Consider the following 25,097-nt stretch of genomic DNA (forward strand, 5'->3'; position numbering starts at 1 on the left):
AAACCGGTTTCCACTTTTCCTGGAATTGCTCTAGAAGCCCCAGGGGCCGATGGCCAGCGACAGTTTCAGGATGAGGCGGAAGACCACGAAGATGCCGAGCGATATGCCGACGCCGGCGATGGCGGCGGCAAGCGGCCTGGCGCCGAGGCGCCAGCTCAGGAAGCCGGCGGCGAAGGTGGTCGAGATGATGAAGCCGAGCTCCGGCAGGGCGTAGGTGTAGGCGATCATGACGACGACCGCGAAGACGATCTCGCCGAACCGTCCGAGCTTCGGCCAGACCGGCTCGGGATCGGGGCGCAGGAGCGTGTAGATCGAACCCAGCGCCAGCACCACGCCGATGAAGATGGGGAAGGCCTTCGGTCCCATCGGATCGGATATGAAGCCGACCCTGACCTGGGTCGCGAAATAGATGTAGAGCAGCGCCAGCACCAGGCATGTGCCGCCAAGAATACGGTCGCTCATCGCTTCCTCTCCCGTTTTTCTGGTTTGTACGGCCGATTGCAAGTCGCGCGCGGTGTTGCCCCCCTCTGTCCTGCCGGACATCTCCCCCTCAAGGGGGGAGATTGGCTATTCGTGACCGGTTTCACCAATCTTTTGAAGAACAAGCGAAACACCGGTGACGGGATAATCTCCCCCCTTGAGGGGGAGATGCCCGGCAGGGCAGAGGGGGGTGCAGGGCTCGGCGGGTCTCGCCTAGCCCCTTCGCACCGCCAGAGGCTACTGCAGGATGCCGATCTCGCGGCTGAGCGCTTCGGTGTCGGCGACCTCCTTGGCGATGAAGGCATCGAAGTCTTCGCCGAACCTGGCGAGCGGCATCAGGCCGTTATTGGCCATGACCTGTTTCCACTCGTCGCTTTCATAGGTCGTCTTGATGGCGTTGACCCAGAAGTCATAGGCCTCGTCGCTCATGCCGCCGGGGGCGTAGAAGCCGCGCCAGTTGGCGCCGACCGCCTCAATGCCCTGCTCCCTGGCCGTCGGGAACTCGGCGAACTCGCCCGGCAGACGCTCTTCGGAAAGCACGGCGAGCACCTTCAGGTCGCCTGAATCGACGAAGCCCTTGGTTTCCGAAATATCGCCGGAAAAGGCCTGCACATGGCCGCCCAGAAGCTGGGTCACGGCCTCGCCGCCGCCTTCGAAGGCCACGTATTTGATGGTGCGCGCATCGTCGATGCCCGCTGCCTTGGCGGCGATCAGCACCTTGAGGTGATCCCAGCCGCCGAGCGCCGAACCGCCGGCAAAGGAAACGGACGTTGGATCGGCCTTCACCTTTTCGAACAGTTCCGGCAGCGTGTTTATCGGCGAATCCTTGGACACGGCGATCACGCCGTAATCGGCGCCTATGGTGCCGACCCAGCGCACCTGATCCTGGTTGGCGCCGGGGAACGCGCCCTGGGCAAGCCTGGTGGTGGTGGCGGAGGAGGCGGCGACGATGAGGTCGTTGTTGGTGTTGCGCTTGGCCACCACGTCGGCGAAGGCGACGCCGCCGCCGCCGCCGGCCAGGTTGGTCACCTGCACGGGGCCGGGCACGATCTTCAGATCGTAAAGCGCCTTGCCCACCTGACGGCAGGTGAAGTCCCAGCCGCCGCCGGCATTGGCCGGCGCGATGCATTCGGTCTGCTTGGGCTCGAACGAAAGGGCCTGGCCCGCAAAGGCGATGGCGGCGAAAAGGGTTGCAGCGCCCGCTGCAGCGAGTTTTCTCATTGGATATCCTCCCATGTTCCTGCCGCACGCGTTTCGTGCGAAGGTTCGCCGAAGATAAGACGGCTAGCTGTCATTAAGCTGTCAGATCGGGAGTCGGTTAGTGCGCATCTTGGTGGTCGAGGATACGGAGGACGTTGCGGAAGCCATCCTCGCCCATTTCCAGAAACAGGGCCATGTGTGCGAGCATGCGGCAACGCGCGAGGATGCGGCGCATTTCGCCGGGCTCGACCCGTTCGACCTGATCATTCTCGACCTCAACCTGCCCGACGGCTCGGGGCTGGATTTCCTCAAGCATCTGCGGGCGGAAAAGAACATGGTGCCGGTGCTGGTGCTGACGGCGCGCATGCATGTGGACGACAAGATCGACGCGCTCGACTTCGGCGCCGACGATTATCTGGTCAAGCCTTTCGACCTGCGCGAGCTCGAAGCGCGCGCCCGCGCGGTCAGCCGAAGGCAGTACGGGGCGGCGGACGCCCTCGTCGAGATCGGCAATCTGGAATGCAATTTCGCCGCCCGCACGGTGCGGATCGGCGGCCGCAACGTCGAACTGACGCGGCGCGAGTTCATCCTGCTCGAAGCCTTCGCCAGCGGCCTGAACCGGGTGCTCGACAAGGACGACCTTTATTCGCGGCTCTACGGCTTCACCGGTGAAGCCGGCCTCAATGCGGTCGAGGTCTATGTGGCGCGGCTGCGCCGCAAGCTGGAAGGCGCGGACCTGGAGATCAGGACGCTCCGCGGCCTCGGCTATCAGGCCGTCAAGAGGGCGCGATGACCGGGCTTGATAGGATCAGGCCTGGGATCGCTCCCGGCCACGCGAGGCCGATCTCCTCGGCCAAGAGCCAGTCCATCGCCTTTCGGCTCGGCCTTGCGATGGTGCTGATCCTGATTGCTGTGGTCACGGCGACGATCCTTGCGGCCAACCAGTTCGGCCAGGCGGCGAGCGACGAGACCTTCGACAGGCTGCTGCGCGGGGCGGCCCTGCAGATCGCCGAGCGCATATCGGTGGCGGACGGGCAGACCCAGGTGGACCTGCCGGTTTCCGCCTTCGAGCTGTTGTCGCTGGCGCGGAACGACCGGGTCTTCTACCGGGTCATCGGCCCCGACGGGCGCACACTGACGGGCTATGACGACCTGCCCCGGCCCGCCCGGCAAAGCCGCGGCGCCGGCGCGGTCATCTATGACGCGCGCTACAAGGGCACGCCGGTGCGCGCGGTCATGCTCACCCGCCAGCTCGCCGAGCGCTCGATCAGCGGCCCGGTGATGATCCTGGTCGCGCAGACGACCGGCGAGCGCGGCGCGCTGGCAACGAGCATCGCCACCCGCGCCGTCCTCATCATCGCCGCCGCCGGCGTGCTGCTGCTGTTCCTGGCGCTCGTCGCGCTGCGGATCGCGCTGCGGCCGCTGGCCCGCGTCGAGCGGGCGATGCTGATGCGCGAGGCGAACGACCTGTCGCCCATAAACGTGCCGGCGCCGCAGGAGATCGCCATCCTGCTCCAGGCGATCAATCGCTTCATGGGCCGTCTCGACAAGCGCATCGAGGCCATGCAGAATTTCGTCGCCGATGCGGCCCACCAGATACGCACGCCGATCACCGCGCTGCGCGCCCAGGCGCAACTGGCGCTGGAGGAAAAGGACCCGGCCCGGCTGGCGCGCCTGCACAAAAGGCTCTATGCGCGCAGCGTCGGCCTCGGCCGTCTCGCCGACCAGCTTCTCAGCCATGCGCTGATCGCCCACCGCGCCGACACCGCCGCGATGGAGAAAATCGACCTGCGGCGGGTGGCCTTGGAAGCCGAGCGCGAAACGCGCGCCGTGGCGGACGAGGCGGTCTCGGTCGAGCTGCCGGACGAGGAGGTGTGGGTAGAAGGCGATCCCGTCAGCCTGCGCGAGGCGGTCAAGAACCTCGTCAACAACGCCATAAGGCACGGCCGCCCGCCGGTGACGCTACGCGTCGCCCGGCAGGGCGATGATCAAGCGCAGATCCTCGTCATCGACAAGGGCGACGGCATGCCGGCGGAGGCCGCCGCCCGCATCGGCGAACGCTTTACCTCCGACGGCATCAGCCCGGAAAGCGCCGGCCTCGGGCTTTCCATCGTCGCCTCGGTCGCCGCCATGCACGGCGCCAGCATCGTTCGCCACGAGGCGGAAGGCGGCGGCTTCGCCATCGGCTTGCAATTTCCCATGGGCCCTTCATGAAACTGCTTCTCGCCCTTTCCCTTTTCCTGACAGCGCTGTCGGCAGCGAACGCCACCATGTCCCGGCTGCCGCCGCAGGGCGGCACGGCGTCGGCCACGCTGGTGATCGAGAGCACCACGGACCTTGCCGTGTTCGAGCCCATGCTGCTGGCGTTCCAGGAGCGCAATCCCGGCGTCGCCATAGCCTATCGCGAGCTGACCACGAACGAGCTCGACGCCGATATCGGAGGGGCCTGCGCGGAACGCCGCTTCGCCGCCGATCTTGTCATCTCATCCTCGATCGACCAGCAGCTGAAGCTCGTCAATGACGGCTGCGCCCTGCCCCTGAACCTGCCGGCGGCCGAAGCCCTGCCCGACTGGGCGCGCTGGCGCAACGAGCTGTTCGGCCTCACCTTCGAGCCGGCGGTGACCGTCTATAACCGCGAGTGGTTCGGGGACCGGCCGGTGCCGCAAAGCCGGTTCGAGCTCATCGATCTTCTGCGCGACAGCGAGGATTTCGTCGGCCGGATCGGCACCTACGACATCGAAAGCTCGGGCGTCGGCTATCTGTTCGCCTTCCAGGACGCCTTGCAGGCGAGCACCTGGGGCCGCCTGGTGGAGAGCCTGGGGCGCAACGAGGCGCGATTGTTCTGCTGCACGGCGGAGATCCTGGAGCGGGTCGCCGACGGCCGCCTGCTGGTCGGCTACAATGTGCTGGGCTCCTACGCGCTGGAACGCATCGAGCGCGACGACCGGTTCGGCGTCATCCTGCCGTCGGACTATACGCTGGTCATGGCGCGGGCCGCCTTCGTGTCGCGGGATGCGCGGCAGCCGGAAACCGCCGCGCGCTTCATATCCTTCATGCTGTCGCCAGCCGGGCGCGACATCCTCTCCCGCAAGATGCGGCTCCTCTCGCCGGTGGATGGCGCCGACCGGCTGGCGCGCCTGACGGGGCAGGAGGATGCCAATCCCCGAGCCGATCCCCAGACCCTGCGGCCCATCGCCATGTCGCCGGCCCTGCTGGTGGGGCTCGACCGCGCCAAGCGCGAAATCTTCCTCAGGCAATGGCGCGCCGCCCTGCCGGCATCGCCGGTGGATGAATAGCAGCGCGTTGGCTCTACAGTTGCCATTTCACCGCCGCGCCCGCCCCCTCTGCCCTGAGCTTGCCGATGGGCCGGGCATCTCCCCCTCAAGGGGCAGGGCAATCGCATATGGCGCAATTCCCCCTCATCGACCCGCTTCGCGGCCCACTTCTCCCCCGCAAGCAGGGGAGAAGAAGCGCCGGCACCGATGCAGGGCTCCCTTCCTCTCCCCCATGAGCCATGGGGGAGAGGTGGCCCGCGAAGCGGGTCGGTGAGGGGGAAACGGCGCCAACGCCGTTCGCCGCTCCCACCTTTGTTCGGAAGGATGAGCAATGAAACCGTAGAACTAAAGCACCTTGCGCAGGAAGGCTCTCGTGCGCGGGTCGGCGGGGTCCTTGAACATGCGCGCGGGCGGGCCCTGCTCGACGATCCTGCCGCCGTCCATGAAGATCACGCGGTCGGCGATGTCGCGGGCGAACTGCATCTCGTGGGTGACGATCAGCATGGTCTGGCGCGCATCGGCGATCTTCTTGAGAAGTTGCAGAACCTCGTCGATCCATTCGGGATCGAGCGCCGAGGTCGGCTCGTCGATCAGCATCAGCTCGGCGTCCGCCGCCATGGCGCGGCCGATGCCCACGCGCTGCTGCTGGCCGCCGGAAAGGGCGGCGGGATAGCTGTCTCCCCTGTCGGCCAGGCCGATGGTGGAAAGGATCTGGCGGGCGCGCGCATGCGCCTTCTCCCTCGGCCAGCCGCGCACCGTGATCAGCCCTTCGGCAATGTTTTCGAGCGCCGTCTTGTTGGCGAAGAGCGCGTAGTTCTGAAAGACGAAGGAGGTGTGCCGGCGCAGGCGGCGCTGGTCCGCCGCCGAGGCAGTCCGGGCATCGACCGTTATGTCGCCGATGCGGATGACGCCCTCGTCCGGCTTCTCCAGGAAATTCAGGCAGCGCAGGAGGGTCGACTTGCCGGTGCCAGAGGAACCGATGACGGCGACGCGCTCGCCCTCTTCTATGTCGAGGTCGATGCCGTCCAGCACGGTGTTGGCGCCGTAGCGCTTTGTCAGCCCGCGAACCGAAATCATCGCGCATGCGCCTTTCCGAGATGGAGTTCCAGCCGGCGTTGAAGGACGGTCAGCGTCTCCACGATGGCCCAGTAGATGAGGGCGACCAGGATGAAGGCCTCGAAATAGAGAAAGCTTCCTGCCGCTTCCTTCTGGGTCGCGCCCATGAGCTCGGTGACGCCGAGCGTGAAGGCGAGCGAGGTGCTCTTGATCATGTCGACGAAGTAATTGACCAGCGTGGGCGCGGCCACGCGCGCGGCCTGCGGCAGGATGATGCGGCGCATCATCTGCGCCGTCGTCATGCCGACCGACAGGGAAGCCTCCCACTGGGAGCGGTCGACGCCGACGATGGCGGCGCGGATGCTCTCGGCCATATAGGCGGCGAAATGCAGCGTCAGCCCCATCACCGCCGCCGTCACGCCGTCGATGGCAGTCAGGAAGGAGAACACCTGCGGCAGGCCGTAATAGAAGAGAAAGAGCTGCACCAGGAGCGGCGTGCCGCGAAAGAAGCTGATGAAGAAGCGGGTGAAGCCGTCGAGCACCGGCACCTTCATGACCCGGACGATGGCCATCAGCGAGGCCAGAATCAGGGCCAGCACCATGGCGACCGACGCCATGGCCAGGGTCAGCGGCACATATTTTAAGAGAACGGGGACGAGCCCCAGCATGTAGTCGAGATCGAGTGGTCGCACGGGCCTGGGCTCTTTCCTGGCGGTCTGGTTGCGCGATCCGACATCCCGTTCGAACGCCGGCGCCGCCCCTCACCCTCTACCCGCAACCGGTGCGAGGCGGATGGGGGGCGGCGCCGGCCTCGGTGACCGGAATCGGCTCTGCTACTCCGTAATATCCGCCCCGAACCACTTTTGCGAGATTTCAGACAGCGTGCCGTTTTCCTTCAGCGTGGTGATGCCCGCATCGAGCCGGTCGCGCAGCGCCCGGCCTTCCTCGTCGTCGCGGAAAGGCAGCGCGTTGCGGATTTCGGAGAAGCGCTCTCCGGCGAGCGCCAGCGGCAGCGGCGTTTCCTTGATCACCTGCGTCGCGCTCACGCGGTCCATGACGAAAGCGTCCACCCGCCCGAGCGCCGTTTCCTGCTCGAGATTGCTCTCATAGGTCTTGATGTCGATCTCGTCCGCATAGGGAAGCTCGCGCAGGAGCTGCTCGAAATTCGAGCCGAGATTGACGGCAACGGTGCGGCCTTTCAGGTCTTCCGGGCCCTGGATCTCGTCCTCATTGCCCTTCCTGACCACGACCTGGGCGCCGTCGATCACATAGGGCTGGGTGAAGACGAATTTCTGCTCGCGCTCCGGCGTGATGGTGATCTGGTTGGCGATGGTGTCGATGCGGCCGGACTCCAGCGCGCCGATGAGGCCGGAAAAGCTCATCGTGACGAACTCCGCCTCGTCGCCGGTCACGTCGACCAGTGCGTTGATGAAATCCACCTCGAAGCCCTGCAGCTTGTCCTGCTTGACGAAAGTGAACGGAAAATAGCCGCCCGACATGCCGACCCTGATGGTATCGGCCAGGGAAACGGAAGTGGATGCCGCCAGCAGGGCGGCGGCAAGAAACAGTCTGCGCATATCAATCTCCGTGTGGCGAAACGATTTCGCTAGGAGCGCGGAAAATAGGGTATTCGGAACGATTTTCTATGGGTAGCGCAGCGCTGCCCCATAAAAAGCAATAGCATTCCGTCCTATACCGAATGCGTAGACTTTATATCCCGTCCCCCCGGCTGATCAGGTGGAGCCGTTCCACCTGGAAGAAGCGCTGAACGCGCCGCCGGAACCTCAAAATGCCGGCAGCGGCGGGCTCATCTCGGCCGACGGACGGCTCTCACTTTCCCGCTGCCTCCGCCGCCGCAGAAGAACAGGTCGCCGCCGCCGAACTCGAGCCCCGACACGCTCGTTCCAGCCGGCATCTCCAGCCTTTCCAGAACCTCGCCCGTTTCGGGATCTATCCGCCTCAAATCGCTCTCGTCACCCTCCCAGGTGCCGTGCCAGAGCTCATCGTCGATCCAGGTGACCCCGGTGACGACACGGTTGGTCTCGATGGTGCGCAGGACCGCCCCTGTCTCGGGATCGACCTGATGGATCTTCCGGCCCCGGTACTCCCCCACCCACAGCGCCCCTTCGGCCCAGGCGAGGCCTGAATCGCCACCGCCGCCGGGCGCCGGGATGGTGGCGAGCACACGGCCGGTCTCGGGGTCGATCTTCTGGATGCGATCCTCGGCGACCTGAAACAGGTGCTCGCCGTCGAAGGCCGTTCCGGCATGCGCGGCGACATCTATGGATCGCAGCACTTTTCCGCTCGCCGGGTCCAAAGCGTTCAGCTTGTCTCCTGACGCAAACCAGATGTGCTGACCGTCGAAGGTGACGCCATGCACCTGGTCGGCATTCGGAAAAGGTCCGTATTCCCGAAGAATTTCGGCTTGACCCTGTTTCATGATTCCGCCCTTTCCTCTGTCGGTTTCGTAGAGGACCTTTAGTCGCTCGGCAGCGGGCCCGGGAGTAACAATGTCGTCGGGAATCCCGGCACGGGCGGCGTGGTCCAGCGACGGGCCGGACCGCGGCCGAATGCGTGCACCTTGCCGGCCGCGGCAAGCTGCTCGAGCGCCCGCTGCACGGTGCGCGGACTCGATCCGAGCGCAATCGCCAGGGCCGAGCTCGACCATGATTCGCCGTCGGCCAGGAAGGCGAGCACCGCCGCATGCCGCTCTTCCACGCGCGGCGCCAGCACGACGATTTCGCGCGCGCTGCGCGGCACCAGCTTGAAGCCCCGGCTGGTCGCGGTTACGTCCGCCAGCGTCCCGAGCTCGGCGCGAAGCCGCCCGATCTCGACGCGCAACCGGGCGCGATGCGATTCGTCGGCATGCTTGCCCCGGAAGGCGCGCGCGACGAGCGTGCTCCGGGGCACGTCCTGCGGCCAGGCTTCGCCCAGCGCACGGGCAAGCGCGAACAATACCGGGCGCGTGGCAAGCGAGATCACCCGGCCTTCGTCCCGCACGACGTTGCGGCACGCGTCCACGACGACGACGCCCGAGGCGAGCAGCGCCTCGACGTCCTCAAGCAGGAGGGGGCGTTCCCCGCCGCACGCTATCAGGCGCGCGGCGGGCGCATCCATGACGAGGGCGGTGCTCTCGACCTCCGCCATCAGCGCCGGGATGTTCGCCTCCCGCGCGGCCTGTCCGGCCCGGTCAAGCGCTGCGCGCGCCGCTTTCGTCCTGAGGCGCCGGATCGCGATTCCCGCGACCGTCAGCTCGTGGGCCACCCTCGAGGCGGGCGGGAGCGGCACGAGGCCGGGATCGGCGAGCATGCGCTCGGCCTCGCCGAGGCGGCCGATCAGGAGCAGGCGGCGGGCTTCCAGATTGCGCGCATGCGCGGCGTTGACGCGGTCCCCATGCGCTTCGAGCGTCGCCCGCGCTGCGTCGAGCGCCTTTGCGGGCCAGGTGAGTTCGCGCGAGACGAGGGCGATTTCGGCCTCGGCGACGACGCAGCGGGCGCGGGCCACCGCCTCCTTCGGCCCGAAGGCGCGCGCTGCGCTCTTCAGGAGGGACTTGGCCCGGGCGAGATCGCCGAGCTGCGCCATAGCGATGCCGCGCAGCGCGAGCGCCGGCGCATCGTCGCGCAGGGCGACCCGGTTCAGCGCGCCCAGCGGATCGCCCGTCGCAAGCGCCCGCGCCGCGGCGGTGATCAGCGAGTCCATTGAAATCCCGTCACACTTGTCACTCCCACCGTCCGATATGCGGCCCCTAACCTATCTCACGTCACCAACCGGCGGCGTATCGAGAAACGACGGCGCCAAACACGAGAAGGAGAATCACAAATGCCGGACATTCTACACAAGGTCGGGATCAAGTCGGCCTCGCCGAACGATGCCTACAAGGCCCTCACCACGATCGAAGGACTTTCCGACTGGTGGACCAGGGATACGCAGGGCCAGAACAAGGTCGGCGAAGTGATCAGTTTCCGCTTCGGGTCCAATGGCGGTTTCGACATGAAGGTGCTTGAGCTCGATCCGGGCCGGCGCGTGCTGTGGCAGGTGACCGACGGACCGGCGGAATGGATCGGCACGAAGGTAAGCTTCGACATCAAACAGGATGGCGACTACACCATCGTCCTTTTCAAGCACCAGGGCTGGAAGGAGCCGGTGGAATTCATGCACCACTGCAGCACCAAGTGGGGCACCTTCCTGATGAGCCTGAAATCGCTCCTCGAAACCGGAAAGGGCGCTGCCTATCCCGACGACGTCCTGATCGACAACTGGCGCTGAATCATGAACCGGACCGGGATGGCGCTTCAGCGGACGTCATCCCGATCCGGGCAGGATCTTGCCGCGCCATCTGCCGTAGAGGCCGGCAGCCCGCTCGTGGGCGCGGTGGCCGAGGAGCAGCATGCACGGGCTGAGCATCAGCGTCAGGAACGTGGCGAAGGCGAGCCCGCCGGCCACCGTGGTCGCAAACTCGATCCAGTATTGCGTCGACGGCGCGCCGTACTGGATCTGCCGCTCGATGAGATTGATGTTGAGGCCCAGCACCAGCGGCATCAGGCCCAGTATGTCGTTGATGGAGGTGAGGAAGACCGGCCTGAGGCGCTGGGCGCCGGTGCGGATGGCGGCGTCGGCCGGCTCATGGCCCTTGCCGCGCATCTCGTTGTAGGTGTCGATCAGCACGATGTTGTTGTTCACGACGATGCCGCCGAGAGAGATGATGCCGAGCCCGCCCATGACGATGCCGAAGGGTCTTCCGGTGATCAGCAGCCCGATCAGCACGCCGGCTATGGAGAAGACGATGGCGCTCATCACCACGAGGGTCTGGTAGACGCTGTTGAGCTGGGCGACGAGAACCAGGAACATCAGCGCGACCGCCGCGAAAAAGGCGCCGAGCAGGAAGTTCTGCGCCTCGGCAATGTCCTCCTGCTCGCCGACGAACTCGGCCTCCACGCCCGCCGGAAGCCCGGCCTCCCGGATCGCCTGGCGCAGCGCGTCGCTCTTTTCCGCCGGCAGCGCGCCTTCCGCCACATCGGCCTTCACGGTCACCACGCGCCTGGAATCGATCCGGTTGATGATGCCGGTCTTCTCGGCGGGTTCGATGGTCACGAAATTGGTGATCGGCGTCTGGCCGCGCTCGGTGGGGATGGTGAGCCGGGAGAGGCCGTCCAGCGTGCGTTCGGGCGCGGGAAAGCGCACGCGGATGTCGACCGCGTCCTCCACGTCGGGAGGCCGGTACTCGGCCAATTTCAGGCCCTGCGTGAGAAGCTGCACCCCCTGGCCGAGCGTGTTGACGTCGGCGCCGAAGCGGGCGGCGCTCTCGCGGTCCACATTGATCCGCCATTCCACGCCGGGCACCTGCGTATCGTCCTCCACGTCGATGAAGCCGCCCACGTCCCGCATGAGGCCACGGACCTCATCCGCCGCCGCCTCCAGGGTCCGCAGATCGCCGCCGAAGAGCCGCAGCTGCACGGGCTTGCCCTGCCCCGGTCCCATCTGCTGCTCGTTGACGACGATGACCACGCCGGGAATATCGGCGGTCCGGCGTCTCGCCTCCTCGATGATCTCGTCGGCGCGCCGGCGCTGGTCCCATTCCGCCAGGTCGAGCTGGAGGACGCCGATCGTGTCGGCCGAAAGATTTTGCTCCTGCACCTGTTCGCCGATGGTTCGGGCATAGATGTGCTCGATGCCCTCGGTGCCCAGAATCGCATTCTCCACCTCGCGCACCAGGTCGTCCCTCTCGTATATCGAGAGATTGTCCCGCGCCTTGACGGTGGCCTGGATGAAGCGCGGCTCGATCTGCGGGAAGAACTCCACGCCGCGGCCGAAGAACACATAGGCCACCACCGCCAGGACGAGGAGGAAAAAGGTGCCGAGCAGGGTCAGCGCGGGGCGGCGCAGCAATCGGCGCAGGACGGCGACATAGATCCGCGTGACGCGGTCGAGATCCTCCAGATCGCCGCTCTCCGCCGCCACGAGCGCCTTTTCCTCCTCCTCGGCGCGCGGATTGCGCCGGCCGATCAGGCCGCCGAGCACGGGAATGAAGACCAGGCCCATGGCGAGCGATGCGGTGAGGATGGCGATGACGGTGATCGGCAGGAACTTCATGAACTCGCCCACCACACCGGTCCAGAAGAGCAGCGGGAAGAACACGCACAGCGTCGTCAGCGTCGAGGCGAAGATGGGCCACGCCATGCGCTTGGCGGCCGCGCGGTAGGCCTCCCACGGGCGCTTGCCCCCGGCCATCCAGCGGTCGGCCAGTTCCGTCGAAACCACCGCCGCATCCACCAGCATGCCGAGCACCAGAATGAGGCTGAACAGCACGATGATGTTGAGCGTGTAGCCCATCCACCAGAGGAAGATGATGCCGGCAAGGAAGGAGCCCGGAATCGACAGCCCGACCAGCAGCGCGTTGCGCCAGCCGAGCGTGGCGACCGTGACGATCATCACGAGGAGCACCGCCGCCACGACGTTGTTCTGCAGGTCGGTGAGGGTCTCGCGCACCTCGGTGGACTGGTCCTGCAGGTAGGTCACCGACACGCTTGCGGGGATCAGCTCCCGCCCCTCCTCGATGACGTCCTTCACCGCCTCGACGGTCTCGATGATGTTGGCGCCGATCCGCTTCTTCACCTCCAGCGCCACCGCCGGCTGGCCGTCGAGACGGGCAAAGCCCGTCGGGTCCTCGAAGCCGCGGCGGACCACGGCGACGTCTCCAACGGTCACCACCGCGTTTCCGGACACCTTGATCGGGATGTCGCGCACGTCGGAAATGTCCTCGATGACGCCGGGCACCTTGAGCGTCAGCCGGCCCGCCCCCGTGTCGATGGATCCTGCCGTGACGAGCCGGTTGTTGCTCTGGATGGTTGCCAGGAGCTGGTCAAAGGAGATGCCGTAGGTCTCCAGCGCGGTCGGGTCGATCAGCACCTCGAGCACTTCTTCCCGCGCCCCGCCTATATCCACTTCGAGAACCCTCGGCAGCGCTTCGAGCCGATCCTGGAACCGCTCCGCCAGATCGATCAGCGCACGCTCCGAAATGGGGCCGGACAGCATGACGGTGAGCACCGGGAAGAGCGCGACATTGACCTCCTGCACCACCGGTTCCTCCGCCGTCAGCGGCAGTTCGGCGGTCGCGCGGTCCACGGCCTGGCGAACGTCCTGCTCGGCCTCGTCGGCATCGAAGCCGGCGGTGAATTCCAGCGTCACGGCGGCATAACCCTGGGCGGCGACGGCGCTCATCTCGTCGAGCCCTTCGATCGACTGCAGCTCCGTCTCCAGCGGGCGCAGGAGAAGGCGCTCGGCATCCTCCGGCGAGATGCCCTCATGCGGCACGGACACGTGGATGATGGGGATAGGCACGTCGGGCGCCGATTCCCTCGGGATCACCCGGTAGGCATACAGGCCGACGGCCAGGATCAGCACCAGCAGGATGATGACGACCCTGTTCCGGCTGAATGCGGCGTCGATGACGGCTCTCATGGAGCACCACCCGCGCCGCCGGCCGAGCCTGCGGGAGGCGCTGCCATACGGCCCTGCCCCTGCGGCTGAACCGTCGCGCCCTGCCCTTGCGGCTGCACCGGCTCGATCCGCGGGGTCGGGATGCCCGGCGAGACCGGGCGCGCGGATGGCGCCGACGAGGCGGCCCCGCCCGTCGCGGCGCCGGTTCCCCCGCGGGTGCGAGCGGAGCCGGGGGACGCCTGCGGCTCGGCCGCCTGGCCCGAGATTCCCGCGGGCGCTCCGGCAGCATCCGGAGCAGGGCCGAAATTACCGGTAGCGGCGGACGCGGCCGGCGGCGAAGCGGGCAACGCATTGGCGGCCGAACCCTCGCACAGCTCCTCCGCCGGCGGCGGCTCCGGCAGATCTTCGGCGCCGTCGAATTGCCTTGCTTCGACGGTGGCGGTGGGCAGCCGCGCCACGCCGTCACCTTGTTCTTCCTCCGCGCGCGCCTGGCTCACCCGCACGCGCTCGCCTTCGCGCACGAAGCCCTGACCGGTGGTGATCAGCCGCAGTTCGTCCGGCAGGCCGCTGACCCAGGCGCCCTCCATCCCCGTCCGCGCAATCTCGACGGGATGAAAGCGAACCGTATTGTCCTCGTCCACGGACTTGACCCCCAGCGCGCCCTCCTCGCTCAGCGAGAGGATCGCCGGCGAGATGAAATGCGCCTTTACCTCGCCGCTCTGGAAACGGACTTCGGCGCTTACCACCGAAGGAATCTTCCGCTCCTCATTGGGCACGCGGGTTTCGACGCGGAAAGTCCGTGTCTGCGGATCGGCCGTGGGCGCGACGAAGCATACGCGCCCCTTTGCCAGGCCGCCGGTGGCGAAGCTGACCACCGCCACGCGCCCCACATCGACGCTTCCGACATCGCGCTGCGAGATATCGAGGGTGACGCGCAAGGGCGTGTTGTCGACGAGGCGTGCTATGGCCGTTCCGGCCGCCACAGTCTCGCCGCTGTTGACGAAGACGTCGCTGACGATGCCGGAAATGGGCGCCTCGATGGTGGTGTCGCGGATTTCCGCACGCACGCTCTGAAGCGCCGAGCGGGCTTCCTTGAGCTGCGATTCCAGCTCGCGCACCCTTGTTTCGGCGGCGAAACCCTCGCGCTCCAGCCGGCGCATGCCTTCAAGGTCCGCCTCGAGGCTTTCGACGCGCGCCTCGGCGCTGGCGAGCTGGCTTTGCCGTTCTTCCAGGCGCAGCTGCGCAAGAACCGTTCCCGCCTCAACGTGATCGCCCTGCTGAACCGGCACCTCGGCCAGCGTGCCGCCGGTGGCCGAAACGACGTCGGCGGTCCGGAACGGCTGGGCCACGCCCTGCGCGTAGATATATTGCGGTACCGTCCGGGCGGCGGAGGATTCCACTTCCACCAGCGTCGGTTGCGGCTGTGCGGATGCGGCCGCGTCCTCCTCTTCGCCCTCGCCGGTGCCTATGAAGAGACCGCTCGCGAGCCACGCCGCAGTCGCCGCCAGCAGGCCGATCGCGATCCATGTCGAGGTTCTCAAAGGAAAGCCTTCCGCTCGGTGAATCCTCCGAGGCCTAACGGAAAGCCTTGCCCACTGTTCCCGCGCGGATGGGGATCGGGCCCGCCTTACGGGTGTCGCGCCAGCATTGCAGGTGTGATTTGCCGCAGGGGGGGCCAACACAACCCTGGAGCCAGCATCAGGGCCTAAAGCCCCGGGCTCCCCAGGCTGGTGCTTCGGCGCTTGCGGATTTCGAAGCCGATGTCGACGACGGCGCCGTCGCCGCCGGTGCCCTCGATCGCCTCAACGAGCATGTTCACCGCGTGCCGGCCCATCTCGTAGCGGTAGGTGCGCACGCTGGTGATGGGCGGCTCGGCCGTCGCCATCATCTCCAGATCGTTGAAGCCGCAGATGCCCAGCCGGCCGGGCACGGGAATCCGGCGGCGCTGCGCCTCGAACATGACACCGAGCGCCAGATCGTCATTGTTGCAGAACACCGCGTCGAGATCCGGCGCGCGGTCCATCAGCTCCGCGAAGAGCTGGGCGCCCAGCGTCACCGAGGAGGCCGCCGTCGTGGTGATGACCCTGTTTTCAGAAAAAAGACCCGCCCCGGAAGCCGTGTCATGAAAGCCGCGCAGGCGGCGCTGCGAACGGGGATCCATGCGGGCGCCGATGAAGCCGAGCCCCCGGTAGCCCTGCTCGATGAGATGCCGTGTGGCCACGCATGCCGCCTCGTAATGGGAAAAACCGACCATCAGATCCACGGGATTGTCGTCGATCTCCATGATCTGCACGATGGGACAGGCGGCTTTCTCCAGCAGCTCGCGGGATTTTTCCGACTGGTCGATGCCGGTGACGATCAGCCCGGCCGGCTTCTGGCCCAGGAACACCTTCAAGAGGCTTTCCTCCCTCAGCGCGGAATAGCGCGAATTTGCCAGCTGGATGTCGTAATCCGTGCTCTCCAGCGCGGTGTAGATGCCGAGCAGCACCGCCGCAAAGACGTTGTTGGTGACCGAGGGAATGATCACGCCGATGACGTTCGTCCGGCTCGAGGCAAGGGTGCGCGCCGCCGGATTGGGCACATAGCCGAGATCGTCTATCGCCCGCGCGATCTCCTCGCGCAGCCGCGGCGAGACCTTGTCCGGCATGCGCAGGGCCCGCGAAACGGTGATAGCGCTGACACCGACCCGGGCCGCGACATCCGCAAGTGTTGCTTTCCTGAAGTTTCGCACGATATCGGATTTCCAGCCGCATCTTGATGACGAATCCTACCTCACCCCATTGACATATGCCAGCGCCACCCCCTATGACAGCGCTAACATCGAGAACCATGCCGGGGAGGAGCGTATGGTCGGCCTTTGCAGAAACGTGGTGGTGATGGGCGTTTGCGGCGTGGGCAAATCCACGGTCGCCAGCCGTCTGGCCGCCCGCTGCGAGGGTCATTTCCTGGAAGGCGACCAGTTTCATCCTCCCGAGAATGTCGGGGCGATGGCGGGTGGCATTCCGCTGACGGACAAGGAGCGCTGGGCCTGGCTCGGGGCAATCTGCCACGGGATCGCAGCGCTCAATGCCCGCGACGCCGCGCCCGTCTTCCTCGCATGCTCGGCGCTCAAGCGCAGCTATCGCACACTGCTGCGGGACCGCACGGGACCCCTCGCGATCATCCATCTCGACGGCGACAGCGCTATTATCCGCCAGCGCCTGCATGCGCGCCCGAACCATTTCATGCCGCCGTCCCTGCTGGACAGCCAGTTGCGGGACCTCGAGCCGCCCGACACCCATGCGGAGGCGCCCGCCTGCCGGCTCGATGTCGCGCGCAGCCTGGACGAGATCATAGACGAAGCGGAGCGTTTTTGCCGGCGTCACGTTGCCAGCGCCGGTCGATCCCCAAGCGGGGAAAAACCCAGCAGGCAACAAATTCCATGATGGCCGCTGGCCATAAAACAGGAGGAGAAACACCATGAAATTCATCCCGAAACTTGCGCTGGCCGCCGTGGCGGCGATTGCGCTGACGAGCGCGGCCCCGGCTCAGGAGTTCACGTTCAAATTCCAGTCGAGCGACCCCTCCGGCAACCCGAACTTCGAACTGCAGAAGGGCTGGACGGAGGCACTGGAGGAGCGCACGGACGGCAAGGTCAAGGTCGAGCTGCTGCCGGTCGGCTCGGTGGTCGAGTATAACGAGACCCAGGACGCGATCGCGGCCGGCATTCTCGACGGCCATATCACCGACACCTCCTATTTCGCCGGCAAGGATCCCGCCTTCGGGCTGATCGCCAATCCGGTCGGCGCCTGGTCGGATCCTCAGCAGATGTTCGATTTCATGTCCGAGGGCGGCGGCAAGGAGCTGATGAACGAACTGCTCGAGCCTTACGGCCTGCATTTCATCGGCGCCACGACGCCCGGCCTCGAGGCCTTCGTGTCCAAGGTGCCGCTTGACGGCGTCGACGATCTCAAAGGTCTGAAGGTGCGCGCGCCCGAGGGGCTGGTGCAGCAGGTATTCGCCGCGGCGGGCGCTTCTCCGGTCAACCTGCCGGGCTCGGAAGTGTTCACCTCGCTCGACAAGGGCGTCATCGACGCCGCCGACTACACCGTCTTCTCGACCAACCAGGCGCAGGGGTTGAACGACATCGCGCCGCACCCGGTCTATCCCGGCTTCCATTCGATGCCTCTCGTCGAGGTGTCGATGAACAAGGAGAAGTGGGACGCGCTGCCGGACGACATCAAGACGGCCTTCGAGGAGACCGTTGCGGAGTTTGCCCAGCACCAGGTGGCCACGCTCGCCGAGAACGACCAGAAGGCGGTCGAGGAAGCCAAGGCCAGCGGCGAGATCACCGTCCATGACTGGTCGGCCGAGGAGCGCGCCAAATTCCGCAAGATCGCCGTCGGCGAGTGGGAAAAGGTTGCCGCGAAGTCGGAGAACGCGCAGCGGGTCTACGAGAAGCTGACGTCGTATCTGACCAGCAAGGGCCTGGTCCAGTAAGCAAAGGTCTGGTCAAGTAACGATCGGCCACACCGGCGGCGGCAGTGCCGCCGCCGGCTCATCGAGGGAGGGTCTTATGCGTGACGACGATCTGCCGGATGTCGAAGCGGTGCTCGAACAGGAAGTCGCCGCTCCGTTGCCGGAAGCCGGCAGGCTGGGCAGGCTGATCGATCGCGGCGGGATCGTCTTCGCGATCGGCATCGTCCTGGCGATGCTCATCCTCATCCAGGAGGTGATCCTGCGCTACTTCTTCAATGCGCCGACCATCTGGGCGCATGAGACGACGGTTTTCCTGGCCGCCATCGCCTTCCTTTACGGCGGCCTCTACTGCACCGTGCGCAACTCCCATATCCGCGTGGTGCTTCTTTACGATCTGGTGCAGGGCCGCGCGCGGCGCGTGCTCGACGCGGCGATCTCCCTCGTCTGCATGATCGCCACCGGCTTTTTTGCCTGGGCGGCCTGGCTGATGGTGCAGCGGGCCATCTTCAGGCCCGACGGCAGCGTCAGGTTCGAAACCTCCGGCAGCGCCTGGGACCCGGCCTACCCCGCCTATCTGAAGCTGTTCCTGCTCGCGGTGCTGGCGCTGATGGCCTTGCAGTTCATGATCCTTGCCTTCAATTTCGCCCGCGCGGCCCTGGCGCGCCATCCGGAGACCACCTGATGCCGGAGACAACCTGATGGAGGGGCTAGGGTTTCTCTTCGACCTCAAATCGCTCGGCATCGAATATGGCACGCTCGTCATGTTCGGCATGCTGTTCGGCCTGCTGCTCCTCGGCATTCCGCTTGCCTATGTGACGCTGCTGGTCGCGCTCATCTTCGCGCTCGGCTGGTTCGGCCCGGCCTCGGTGCCGCTGATCACCAGCCGCGTCTATTCCTTCGTCTCGTCCTTCGTCTTCGTTTCGGTGCCGATGTTCGTGCTGATGGCGGCGCTGCTCGACCGCTCGGGCATCGCCCGCGACCTGTTCGACGCGATGAAGCTGATCGGCGGCCGGCTGCGCGGCGCCGTCGCCGTGCAGACCATCTTCCTCGCCGTGGTGCTGGCGGCCATGAGCGGCATCATCGGCGGCGAGATCGTGCTGCTCGGGCTTTTGGCGCTGCCCCAGATGCTGCGCCTCGGCTACGACCGCAACCTGGCCATCGGCGTCATCTGCGCGGGCGGCTCGCTCGGCACGATGATTCCGCCCTCCATCGTTCTCATCATCTACGGCCTGACCGCCAACGTCTCCATCGGCGACCTTTTCACCGCCGCGTTCATGCCCGGCTTCATGCTGGCCGGCTTCTACGTCATCTACGTGCTGGTGCGCTGCTGGCTCAACCCTGCCCTTGCCCCGCTGCCCGAGCCCGATCCGCGGCCGCTGGCCGAGCGGCTGAAACTCCTGAAGGGCATCGTGCTGCCGATCGGCGTCGTCATCTTCGTGCTCGGCTCGATCTATGGCGGCATCGCGTCGGTCACCGAGGCTTCGGCGGTCGGCGTCGCCGGCGTCCTTTTGTCCACCATCCTGCGCCGGGAGTTCTCGCTGCACATGCTCAAGGCGGCGGCGCTGCAGACGCTGGCGACCTGCGGCATGATCGTGTGGATCGGCATCGGCGCCAGCGCCCTGGTCGGCGTCTTCAACCTGATGGGGGGCATCGACTTCGTCGCCAGCCTGCTCACGGGGGTATCGGAGAACCCGACGATCATCATCCTCGTGATGATGGCGATCCTCTTCGTCCTCGGCATGTTCCTCGACTGGGTGGGCATCGCCCTTCTGACCATGCCGATATTCGTGCCGGTGGTCGTGAACCTAGGCTACGATCCGGTATGGTTCGGCGTGCTGTTCGCCATGAACATGCAGATATCCTTCCTGACGCCGCCCTTCGGCCCGGCCGCCTTCTATCTCAAGAGCGTGGCGCCCAAGGAAATCTCGCTGGGCATGATCTTCCGCGCGCTGCTGCCGTTCATCTGCCTGCAGGCCCTGGCCGTCGCCCTGCTGATCGCCTTTCCGGGCATCACCGGGCGGTAGGCGTCACTCGGCGGCCAGTTCCGCGCAGCCCGTCCTGAGCAGCGAGACCAAATGGGGCGCGAAGGACCGCCAGACGTCCATGCGGAATTCCTGGTCGCCGTCGCGCCAGAGAATGACGGAGGCGCCGTCGAAGACGGTGCGCCGTCCTTCGCCGGTGGCGATGCTGCCGATATCGCGCGGGCAGCCAAGGGTGAGCAGCGCTGCCGCCCCGGGTCCTTCGATCCGAACGGACAGTTCCCGGTCGGAAATCTCGGTCATGCTGTGGCGCGCTTCGGGATAGATGGCGGCGCAGGCCTGCGCGATCCCGGCGGCGCTGGCCTTGGGCGCAAGGATCAGCCATTCGTCGGGGCCAAGACACAGCGCCTCGGTCCCGCCCGCGGCGGCACGGCGGCCGACCCTTGCGGGCAGCTCCACCCCCAGTGCGGCCGAGAGCCCGGCCTGTTCGGCCTCCCCCGCGCGCAGCGAAAAACGGGCCGCCGGCGCCAGCAGCGTCACCGTCGCCGCGGCGCATTCGGCCAGGGTGCCTGGTTGGAGGACGTCGGAAAGCAGGGCCATCACGGTGTCTCCAGTCTCACAGTTTCAGGCGGGCGCCATCGGGATCGTAGAAGACCGTGCCGGTCACGGTCGCCTCGATCACCCGGTCGGACATCGGGACGTAGACGGTCTGTCCCATCCGCTCATGCCCGCCTTCGACCAGCGCCAGGGCGATCGGTCGCCCGGCGGCTTCGCTGCGATAGGACGAGGTCACGTGCCCCACCATCTTCATCGGCTTGGGCTGCGTAGGATCGAGGACGATCTGCGCCCCTTCTTCCAGCTTCGTCGTGCCGTCATCGGTGACGAGGCCGACGAGCTGCTTGCGGCCGGAGGCGACGAGGTCGGGCCGCCGCAATCCGCGCATTCCCACGAAATCATGCTTGTTCTTGCCGACCGCCCAGCCGATCCCCGCATCGTAGGGGGTTACGGTGCCATCGGTATCCTGGCCGACGATGATATAGCCCTTCTCGGCCCGCAAGACGTGCATCGTTTCGGTTCCGTAAGGGCAGATGTCGTATTTGCGGCCTGCTTCCCAAAGCGTTTCCCACAGCGCCCGGCCGTGACGGGAAGGCACGTTCACCTCGAAGCCCAGTTCGCCTGTGAAGCTGACCCGGAAAAGCCGTGCGTTGAAGCCGGCGACCTGGCATTCGGCGACCGCCATGTGCGGGAAAGCCGCGTCCGAAAGATCCTGCCCCTCGACGAACGGCTCCAGCAGCCGGCGCGCATTGGGGCCGTTGAGGGCGATGGTCGCCCACTGCTCGGTGGTCGAGGTGAGCCAGACCTTGAGGTGGGGCCATTCGGTCTGGCGGAAGTCCTCCATCATGTTGAGCACCCGCGCCGCGCCGCCGGTGGTGGTGGTGACGTGGAACCGGTCCTCCGACAGGCGGCCGATCACGCCGTCGTCGCGGATATAGCCGTCGTCGCCCAGCAGCAGCCCATAGCGGGCGCGGCCGGGGGCAAGCCGGCTCCAGGGATTGGTGTACATGCGGTTCATGAACTCCACCGCATCGGGCCCCACGACCTCGATCTTGCCGAGCGTGGAGGCGTCGAACATGCCGAGGCTCGCGCGGGTGGCGCGGCATTCGCGGGCCACGGCCTCGTCCATGGTCTCGCCCGGCTTCGGGAAATACCAGGCCCGGCGCCACTGGCTCACCGGCTCGAAGACAGCGCCGTTCTCCGCGGCCCAGCCATCGATCGGCGTCTTGCGCGTCGCCTCGAAATGGTCGCCGCGATGGTATCCGGCGAAGGCGCCGAAGGTGGTGGGCGTATAGGGCGGCCGGAAGGTCGTGAGACCGACCTGCGGCTGGGGCTTGCCGAGCGCGTCGGCGGCGATGTTCAGGCCGTTGATGTTCGACATCTTGCCCTGGTCGGTGGCCATGCCGGTGGTGGTGTAGCGCTTGATATGCTCGATCGAGCGCATGCCCTCGCGCACCGCCAGCCGCAGATCCTTTGCGGTCACGTCGTTCTGGTAGTCGACGAAGGCGCGGGCCCTGCCCGGGCTGCGATCGGTCGGCAGCTCCTTATGGGTGATGCCCGTCCCTGGACGGTCGCCGGCAATGCCGTATGTCGCCGGCTCTGCCGCCATGCCGAGCGCATGGGCGGCGGCGGCCCCCATGGCGGAACCGTCGTTCAGCGCGGCACCGATCCCCCACAGGCCGCGCCCGGCGCCGGCGATGCGGCAGGCTTCCGTGGCACGATCGGGCAGGAAGGTCTGCGCCTCCTCATCCCATTTCAGCGTGCCCTTCGTGTGCGAGAAAAGATGCAGCGAGGGCGTCCAGCCCCCCGAGATCAACAGGCAATCGCACGACAGGCGCCGGCCGGAACCTGCCTTGCCGCCCTCCATCCGGTTCACCCGGACCGACTTCACCCGAAGCCGGCCTTCCGTGCCGGTGACCGTGTGACCGGCAAGAACGGCGATCTCGCGCTTTGCCGCCTCGGCGATCAGATCGGCACGCGGTTCCGCACGCGTGTCCACGATCGCCTCGATCTTCGTGCCGGCCGCGGCCAGGTCGAAGGCGGCGTAATATGCGCTGTCATGGCTGGTGGCCACGACCGCGCGATCGCCGACGCGCACCCCGTAGCGGTTGAGATAGGTCTGTGCGGCGCCGGCCAGCATTACGCCCGGACGGTCGTTGCCGTCGAAGACCAGCGGCTTTTCCAGCGCCCCCTGGGCCAGGATCACCTGCCCGGCGCGCACCCGCCAGAGGCGCTCGCGCGGGACGGCGCTGCCGGGCTTTTCCAGATGGTCCGTCAGTTTCTGGCAGAGGCCGACCATGTTCTGGTGGTAATAGCCGATAGCCGTCGTCCGGGTCATGATGTCGACGCCGAGGCCCTTGAGCGCCTCGATCTCGGCCGCGAGCCAGTCCCAGGCGGACAGGCCCTCGATGCTTGCCTGCGGCTCCGACAGAAGCGTGCCGCCCGGCTCGCAATTCTCGTCGACGAGGGTGACCCGCAGGCCCGCGCCAGCCGCCGAACGCGCTGCCGCCAGGCCGGCCGGACCGGCGCCGACGACCAGGACGTCGGTGTGAAGATAACGCGAGGCGTAATGGTCGGGATCTGCTTCGGTCGGTGAAACGCCGAGCCCCGCCGCGGCCCGGATGAAGGGCTCGTAGACCTTGTCCCAGAAGCTCTTCGGCCACATGAAGGTCTTGTAGTAGAACCCGGTGGACAGGAGCATGTAGGCGCGGTCGTTCACGGCGCCGATGTCGAATTTGAGGCTCGGATACCTGTTCTGGCTGGTGGCCTTGAGCCCGGGCCAGATCTCCTGCACCGTCGCGCGCGTATTGGGCTCGAAGCGGCCCTTGCCCCGGCTGGTTCCGATCAGCGCGTTGGGCTCCTCCGAGCCGGCCGCCACGGGACCGCGCGGGCGGTGATACTTGAAGGAGCGCCCCATCAGGTGCACGCCGTTGGCCAGAAGCGCCGATGCGACCGTGTCGCCGGCGAGGCCTTCGAAGGTTTTGCCGTCGAACGAGAATCTGACCGGCTTGTCGTGGCGGACGCGGCCGCGCCCGGAAACGCGGAAGCCGGTCATTGCGAGCCCTCCTTCGCATCCGGCAGATCCTGCGAAGGCGTCGAGCCGGACAGGGACGACAGGTCGGGACGAGGCGCCCCGGCCTTGTAGGTCGTCAGAAAACGGTCGCTCACGGTGTCGCGGACGGCGTTGAAGAAGCGCGCGCAGCCATGGACATGGCGCCAGCGTTCGAAATGCGGCCCTTTGACGTTGGAGCGGATGAAGAGATAGTCGCGCCATTCCTCATCGGTCATTTCAGAGGGGTTTTCGGGCCGGACGATATGGGCCTCGCCGGCATAGGCGAACTCCAGCTCCGGCAGCGTTTCATCGCAATAGGGACAGTGGATGAGAAGCATGTCCGCCTTCCTCAGTGTGCGACAGCGGCGGCGGCCGCCTCGTCGATCAGACGGCCGGTGCGGAACCGGTCGAGCGTGAAAGGAGCGTTGATGGGATGCGGCTCGTCCTTGGCAACCGTCCAGGCCAGCGTGTGGGCGGCGCCGGGCGTGGCCTTGAAGCCGCCCGTGCCCCAGCCGCAATTGACGTAGAGCCCCTGAACCGGCGTCTTGCCGAGGATGCAGGAGCGGTCCGGCGTCACGTCGACGATGCCGCCCCATTTGCGCAGCATCCGCATCCGGGTGAAGATCGGGAATATCTCGCAGATCGCCGCGACCGCGTGCTCGATCAGCGGCAGTCCGCCGCGCTGCGAATAGCTGGTGTACTGGTCGGTGCCCGATCCGATGACCAGCTCGCCCTTGTCGGACTGGCTGATATAGGCGTGAACCGTGTTCGACATGACCACGCAGGGAAAGACAGGTTTCACCGGCTCGGAGACCAGCGCCTGCAGTGGGTAGCTTTCCAGCGGCATGCGGATGCCCGCGCTTTCCATCACCACGCTGGTATGCCCTGCGGCGGAAACGGCAACCTTCCTGGCCCTTATGAAGCCCTTCGCCGTCTCGACCCCTTCGACGGCCCCGTCGGGACCGCGGCGGATCGCCGTCACGGGGCAGTTCTGGATGATGTCGACGCCGCGCGCCGCCGCCGCCCGCGCATAGCCCCAAGCCACCGCATCGTGCCGCGCCGTGCCCGCGCGCATCTGCAGCGCGGCCCCCATGACCGGGTAGCGTGCACCGGGCGAGATGTTGAGCGGCGGGCAGAACTCCTTGGCTTCCTGCGGGGTCAGCCATCTGTTGTCCACGCCGTTCAGCCGGTTGGCGTGAATGTGGCGCTGGAAGCTTTGGACGTCGTGCACATTGTGCGCCAGCATCATCACGCCGCGGCGCGAGAACATGACATTGTAGTTCAGCTCCTGGCTCAGATCCTCCCACAGATCGAGCGCGTGGTCGTAAAGACCGGCGCTCTCGTCGTACAGGTAGTTGGAGCGGATGATCGTCGTGTTCCGCCCCGTGTTCCCGCCGCCGAGCCAGCCCTTGTCGATCACCGCCACGTTTGTGATGCCGTGCTCCTTGGCAAGATAATAGGCAGCGCCCAGCCCATGCCCGCCGGCCCCTACGATGACGACGTCATATTCGGCCTTCGGCTGGCTGTCGGGCCATTGTTCGGTCCATCCCGTATTCCCGGTCAGGGCGTTGCGCAGGAGCGAGAAGGCGGAGAATCTGGTCATAG

22 protein-coding genes are annotated in these 25,097 nt (G+C 66.5%); 8 read left to right on the forward strand and 14 right to left on the reverse strand.

All coding sequences use genetic code 11. The features are described 5' to 3' along the window. Positions 1–30 precede the first annotated feature (30 nt). Positions 31–462, reverse strand: a complete 432-nt coding sequence (locus tag NTH_RS21420) for a tripartite tricarboxylate transporter TctB family protein (protein WP_338531996.1) — start codon at positions 460–462, stop codon at positions 31–33. Between the two features lie 255 nt (positions 463–717). Next, a complete protein-coding gene (locus NTH_RS21425) occupies positions 718–1,701 on the reverse strand; it encodes a Bug family tripartite tricarboxylate transporter substrate binding protein (protein ID WP_338531997.1) in 984 nt (327 codons plus the stop codon). Between the two features lie 100 nt (positions 1,702–1,801). Here NTH_RS21425 and NTH_RS21430 point away from each other — a divergent pair, with 100 nt between their 5' ends. From NTH_RS21430 to NTH_RS21440, 3 genes are read left to right on the forward strand one after another with little or no spacing between them, the layout of a single operon-like run. Continuing rightward, positions 1,802–2,473 (forward strand): response regulator transcription factor, encoded by a 672-nt coding sequence (locus NTH_RS21430; RefSeq protein WP_338531998.1) that lies wholly within the window; start codon positions 1,802–1,804, stop codon positions 2,471–2,473. Then, positions 2,470–3,894, forward strand: a complete 1,425-nt coding sequence (locus NTH_RS21435; protein WP_338531999.1) for a sensor histidine kinase — start codon at positions 2,470–2,472, stop codon at positions 3,892–3,894. Before NTH_RS21430 ends, NTH_RS21435 begins: the two co-directional genes overlap by 4 nt. After that, entirely contained in the window at positions 3,891–4,976 is a 1,086-nt protein-coding gene (locus NTH_RS21440; protein ID WP_338532000.1) for an ABC transporter substrate-binding protein, read from the forward strand. The genes NTH_RS21435 and NTH_RS21440 overlap by 4 nt, the downstream gene beginning before the upstream one ends. A 324-nt stretch (positions 4,977–5,300) precedes the next feature. Here NTH_RS21440 and NTH_RS21445 read toward each other — a convergent pair whose 3' ends face one another. The 5 genes from NTH_RS21445 to NTH_RS21465 all read right to left on the reverse strand — a co-directional run bounded on the left by NTH_RS21445 (position 5,301) and on the right by NTH_RS21465 (position 9,710). Further along, entirely contained in the window at positions 5,301–6,032 is a 732-nt protein-coding gene (locus NTH_RS21445; RefSeq protein ID WP_338532001.1) for an amino acid ABC transporter ATP-binding protein, read from the reverse strand. Continuing rightward, positions 6,029–6,703: an amino acid ABC transporter permease gene (locus NTH_RS21450; RefSeq protein ID WP_338532002.1), complete on the reverse strand. Its 675-nt coding sequence runs from the start codon at positions 6,701–6,703 to the stop codon at positions 6,029–6,031. Before NTH_RS21450 ends, NTH_RS21445 begins: the two co-directional genes overlap by 4 nt. A gap of 141 nt (positions 6,704–6,844) precedes the next feature. After that, positions 6,845–7,588 (reverse strand): amino acid ABC transporter substrate-binding protein, encoded by a 744-nt coding sequence (locus NTH_RS21455; protein WP_338532003.1) that lies wholly within the window; start codon positions 7,586–7,588, stop codon positions 6,845–6,847. A gap of 230 nt (positions 7,589–7,818) precedes the next feature. Continuing rightward, positions 7,819–8,451: a PQQ-binding-like beta-propeller repeat protein gene (locus NTH_RS21460; RefSeq protein WP_338532004.1), complete on the reverse strand. Its 633-nt coding sequence runs from the start codon at positions 8,449–8,451 to the stop codon at positions 7,819–7,821. 38 nt (positions 8,452–8,489) lie between these two features. Next, a complete protein-coding gene (locus NTH_RS21465) occupies positions 8,490–9,710 on the reverse strand; it encodes a helix-turn-helix domain-containing protein (RefSeq protein ID WP_338532005.1) in 1,221 nt (406 codons plus the stop codon). A gap of 120 nt (positions 9,711–9,830) precedes the next feature. On the opposite strand from NTH_RS21465, the gene NTH_RS21470 reads away from it, so the two are divergent. Further along, positions 9,831–10,277 (forward strand): SRPBCC family protein, encoded by a 447-nt coding sequence (locus NTH_RS21470; protein WP_338532006.1) that lies wholly within the window; start codon positions 9,831–9,833, stop codon positions 10,275–10,277. 36 nt (positions 10,278–10,313) lie between these two features. On the opposite strand, the gene NTH_RS21475 is transcribed toward NTH_RS21470, so the two are convergent. From NTH_RS21475 to NTH_RS21485, 3 genes are all read right to left on the reverse strand, one after another. Next, the gene (locus tag NTH_RS21475; protein WP_338532007.1) at positions 10,314–13,469 is read right to left on the reverse strand and encodes an efflux RND transporter permease subunit; all 3,156 of its coding nucleotides are present in this window, start codon (positions 13,467–13,469) and stop codon (positions 10,314–10,316) included. Then, positions 13,466–14,989 carry an efflux RND transporter periplasmic adaptor subunit gene (locus NTH_RS21480; protein WP_338532008.1) on the reverse strand — a complete coding sequence of 508 codons (1,524 nt, stop codon included), beginning with the start codon at positions 14,987–14,989 and terminating at the stop codon, positions 13,466–13,468. Before NTH_RS21480 ends, NTH_RS21475 begins: the two co-directional genes overlap by 4 nt. Positions 14,990–15,153: 164 nt before the next feature. Next, entirely contained in the window at positions 15,154–16,179 is a 1,026-nt protein-coding gene (locus NTH_RS21485) for a LacI family DNA-binding transcriptional regulator (RefSeq protein WP_422392454.1), read from the reverse strand. Here NTH_RS21485 and NTH_RS21490 point away from each other — a divergent pair. From NTH_RS21490 to NTH_RS21505, 4 genes are all read left to right on the forward strand, one after another. Continuing rightward, entirely contained in the window at positions 16,094–16,873 is a 780-nt protein-coding gene (locus NTH_RS21490) for a gluconokinase, GntK/IdnK-type (RefSeq protein ID WP_338532009.1), read from the forward strand. The two genes, NTH_RS21485 and NTH_RS21490, sit on opposite strands and share 86 nt — an antisense overlap. Before the next feature lie 34 nt (positions 16,874–16,907). After that, a complete protein-coding gene (locus tag NTH_RS21495; protein WP_338532010.1) occupies positions 16,908–17,927 on the forward strand; it encodes a TRAP transporter substrate-binding protein in 1,020 nt (339 codons plus the stop codon). Between the two features lie 76 nt (positions 17,928–18,003). Beyond that, positions 18,004–18,588 carry a TRAP transporter small permease gene (locus NTH_RS21500; protein WP_338532011.1) on the forward strand — a complete coding sequence of 195 codons (585 nt, stop codon included), beginning with the start codon at positions 18,004–18,006 and terminating at the stop codon, positions 18,586–18,588. 16 nt (positions 18,589–18,604) lie between these two features. Next, positions 18,605–19,930, forward strand: coding sequence for a TRAP transporter large permease (locus NTH_RS21505; RefSeq protein WP_338532012.1), 1,326 nt, complete (start codon positions 18,605–18,607; stop codon positions 19,928–19,930). 3 nt (positions 19,931–19,933) lie between these two features. Here NTH_RS21505 and NTH_RS21510 read toward each other — a convergent pair whose 3' ends face one another. From NTH_RS21510 to NTH_RS21525, 4 genes are read right to left on the reverse strand one after another with little or no spacing between them, the layout of a single operon-like run. Further along, positions 19,934–20,485 carry a sarcosine oxidase subunit gamma gene (locus NTH_RS21510; RefSeq protein WP_338532013.1) on the reverse strand — a complete coding sequence of 184 codons (552 nt, stop codon included), beginning with the start codon at positions 20,483–20,485 and terminating at the stop codon, positions 19,934–19,936. Between the two features lie 16 nt (positions 20,486–20,501). Further along, positions 20,502–23,495, reverse strand: coding sequence for a sarcosine oxidase subunit alpha (locus tag NTH_RS21515; RefSeq protein ID WP_338532014.1), 2,994 nt, complete (start codon positions 23,493–23,495; stop codon positions 20,502–20,504). Next, positions 23,492–23,830, reverse strand: a complete 339-nt coding sequence (locus NTH_RS21520) for a sarcosine oxidase subunit delta (RefSeq protein WP_338532015.1) — start codon at positions 23,828–23,830, stop codon at positions 23,492–23,494. Before NTH_RS21520 ends, NTH_RS21515 begins: the two co-directional genes overlap by 4 nt. 11 nt (positions 23,831–23,841) lie before the next feature. After that, positions 23,842–25,095 carry a sarcosine oxidase subunit beta family protein gene (locus NTH_RS21525; RefSeq protein WP_338532016.1) on the reverse strand — a complete coding sequence of 418 codons (1,254 nt, stop codon included), beginning with the start codon at positions 25,093–25,095 and terminating at the stop codon, positions 23,842–23,844. Positions 25,096–25,097: the final 2 nt, after the last annotated feature.

Origin of the sequence: Nitratireductor thuwali, from assembly GCF_036621415.1 — a bacterium.
Lineage (GTDB): Bacteria > Pseudomonadota > Alphaproteobacteria > Rhizobiales > Rhizobiaceae > Chelativorans > Chelativorans thuwali.

What these genes read in the sequence shown, in the direction of transcription:
- NTH_RS21420 (WP_338531996.1), bottom strand. Translation starts at nt 462, where the DNA reads ATGAGCGACCGTATTCTTGGCGGCACATGCCTGGTGCTGGCGCTGCTC.
- NTH_RS21425 (WP_338531997.1), bottom strand. Translation starts at nt 1,701, where the DNA reads ATGAGAAAACTCGCTGCAGCGGGCGCTGCAACCCTTTTCGCCGCCATC.
- NTH_RS21435 (WP_338531999.1), top strand. Translation starts at nt 2,470, where the DNA reads ATGACCGGGCTTGATAGGATCAGGCCTGGGATCGCTCCCGGCCACGCG.
- NTH_RS21440 (WP_338532000.1), top strand. Translation starts at nt 3,891, where the DNA reads ATGAAACTGCTTCTCGCCCTTTCCCTTTTCCTGACAGCGCTGTCGGCA.
- NTH_RS21445 (WP_338532001.1), bottom strand. Translation starts at nt 6,032, where the DNA reads ATGATTTCGGTTCGCGGGCTGACAAAGCGCTACGGCGCCAACACCGTG.
- NTH_RS21455 (WP_338532003.1), bottom strand. Translation starts at nt 7,588, where the DNA reads ATGCGCAGACTGTTTCTTGCCGCCGCCCTGCTGGCGGCATCCACTTCC.
- NTH_RS21460 (WP_338532004.1), bottom strand. Translation starts at nt 8,451, where the DNA reads ATGAAACAGGGTCAAGCCGAAATTCTTCGGGAATACGGACCTTTTCCG.
- NTH_RS21465 (WP_338532005.1), bottom strand. Translation starts at nt 9,710, where the DNA reads ATGGACTCGCTGATCACCGCCGCGGCGCGGGCGCTTGCGACGGGCGAT.
- NTH_RS21470 (WP_338532006.1), top strand. Translation starts at nt 9,831, where the DNA reads ATGCCGGACATTCTACACAAGGTCGGGATCAAGTCGGCCTCGCCGAAC.
- NTH_RS21475 (WP_338532007.1), bottom strand. Translation starts at nt 13,469, where the DNA reads ATGAGAGCCGTCATCGACGCCGCATTCAGCCGGAACAGGGTCGTCATC.
- NTH_RS21490 (WP_338532009.1), top strand. Translation starts at nt 16,094, where the DNA reads ATGCGCAGGGCCCGCGAAACGGTGATAGCGCTGACACCGACCCGGGCC.
- NTH_RS21495 (WP_338532010.1), top strand. Translation starts at nt 16,908, where the DNA reads ATGAAATTCATCCCGAAACTTGCGCTGGCCGCCGTGGCGGCGATTGCG.
- NTH_RS21500 (WP_338532011.1), top strand. Translation starts at nt 18,004, where the DNA reads ATGCGTGACGACGATCTGCCGGATGTCGAAGCGGTGCTCGAACAGGAA.
- NTH_RS21505 (WP_338532012.1), top strand. Translation starts at nt 18,605, where the DNA reads ATGGAGGGGCTAGGGTTTCTCTTCGACCTCAAATCGCTCGGCATCGAA.
- NTH_RS21510 (WP_338532013.1), bottom strand. Translation starts at nt 20,485, where the DNA reads ATGGCCCTGCTTTCCGACGTCCTCCAACCAGGCACCCTGGCCGAATGC.
- NTH_RS21515 (WP_338532014.1), bottom strand. Translation starts at nt 23,495, where the DNA reads ATGACCGGCTTCCGCGTTTCCGGGCGCGGCCGCGTCCGCCACGACAAG.
- NTH_RS21520 (WP_338532015.1), bottom strand. Translation starts at nt 23,830, where the DNA reads ATGCTTCTCATCCACTGTCCCTATTGCGATGAAACGCTGCCGGAGCTG.
- NTH_RS21525 (WP_338532016.1), bottom strand. Translation starts at nt 25,095, where the DNA reads ATGACCAGATTCTCCGCCTTCTCGCTCCTGCGCAACGCCCTGACCGGG.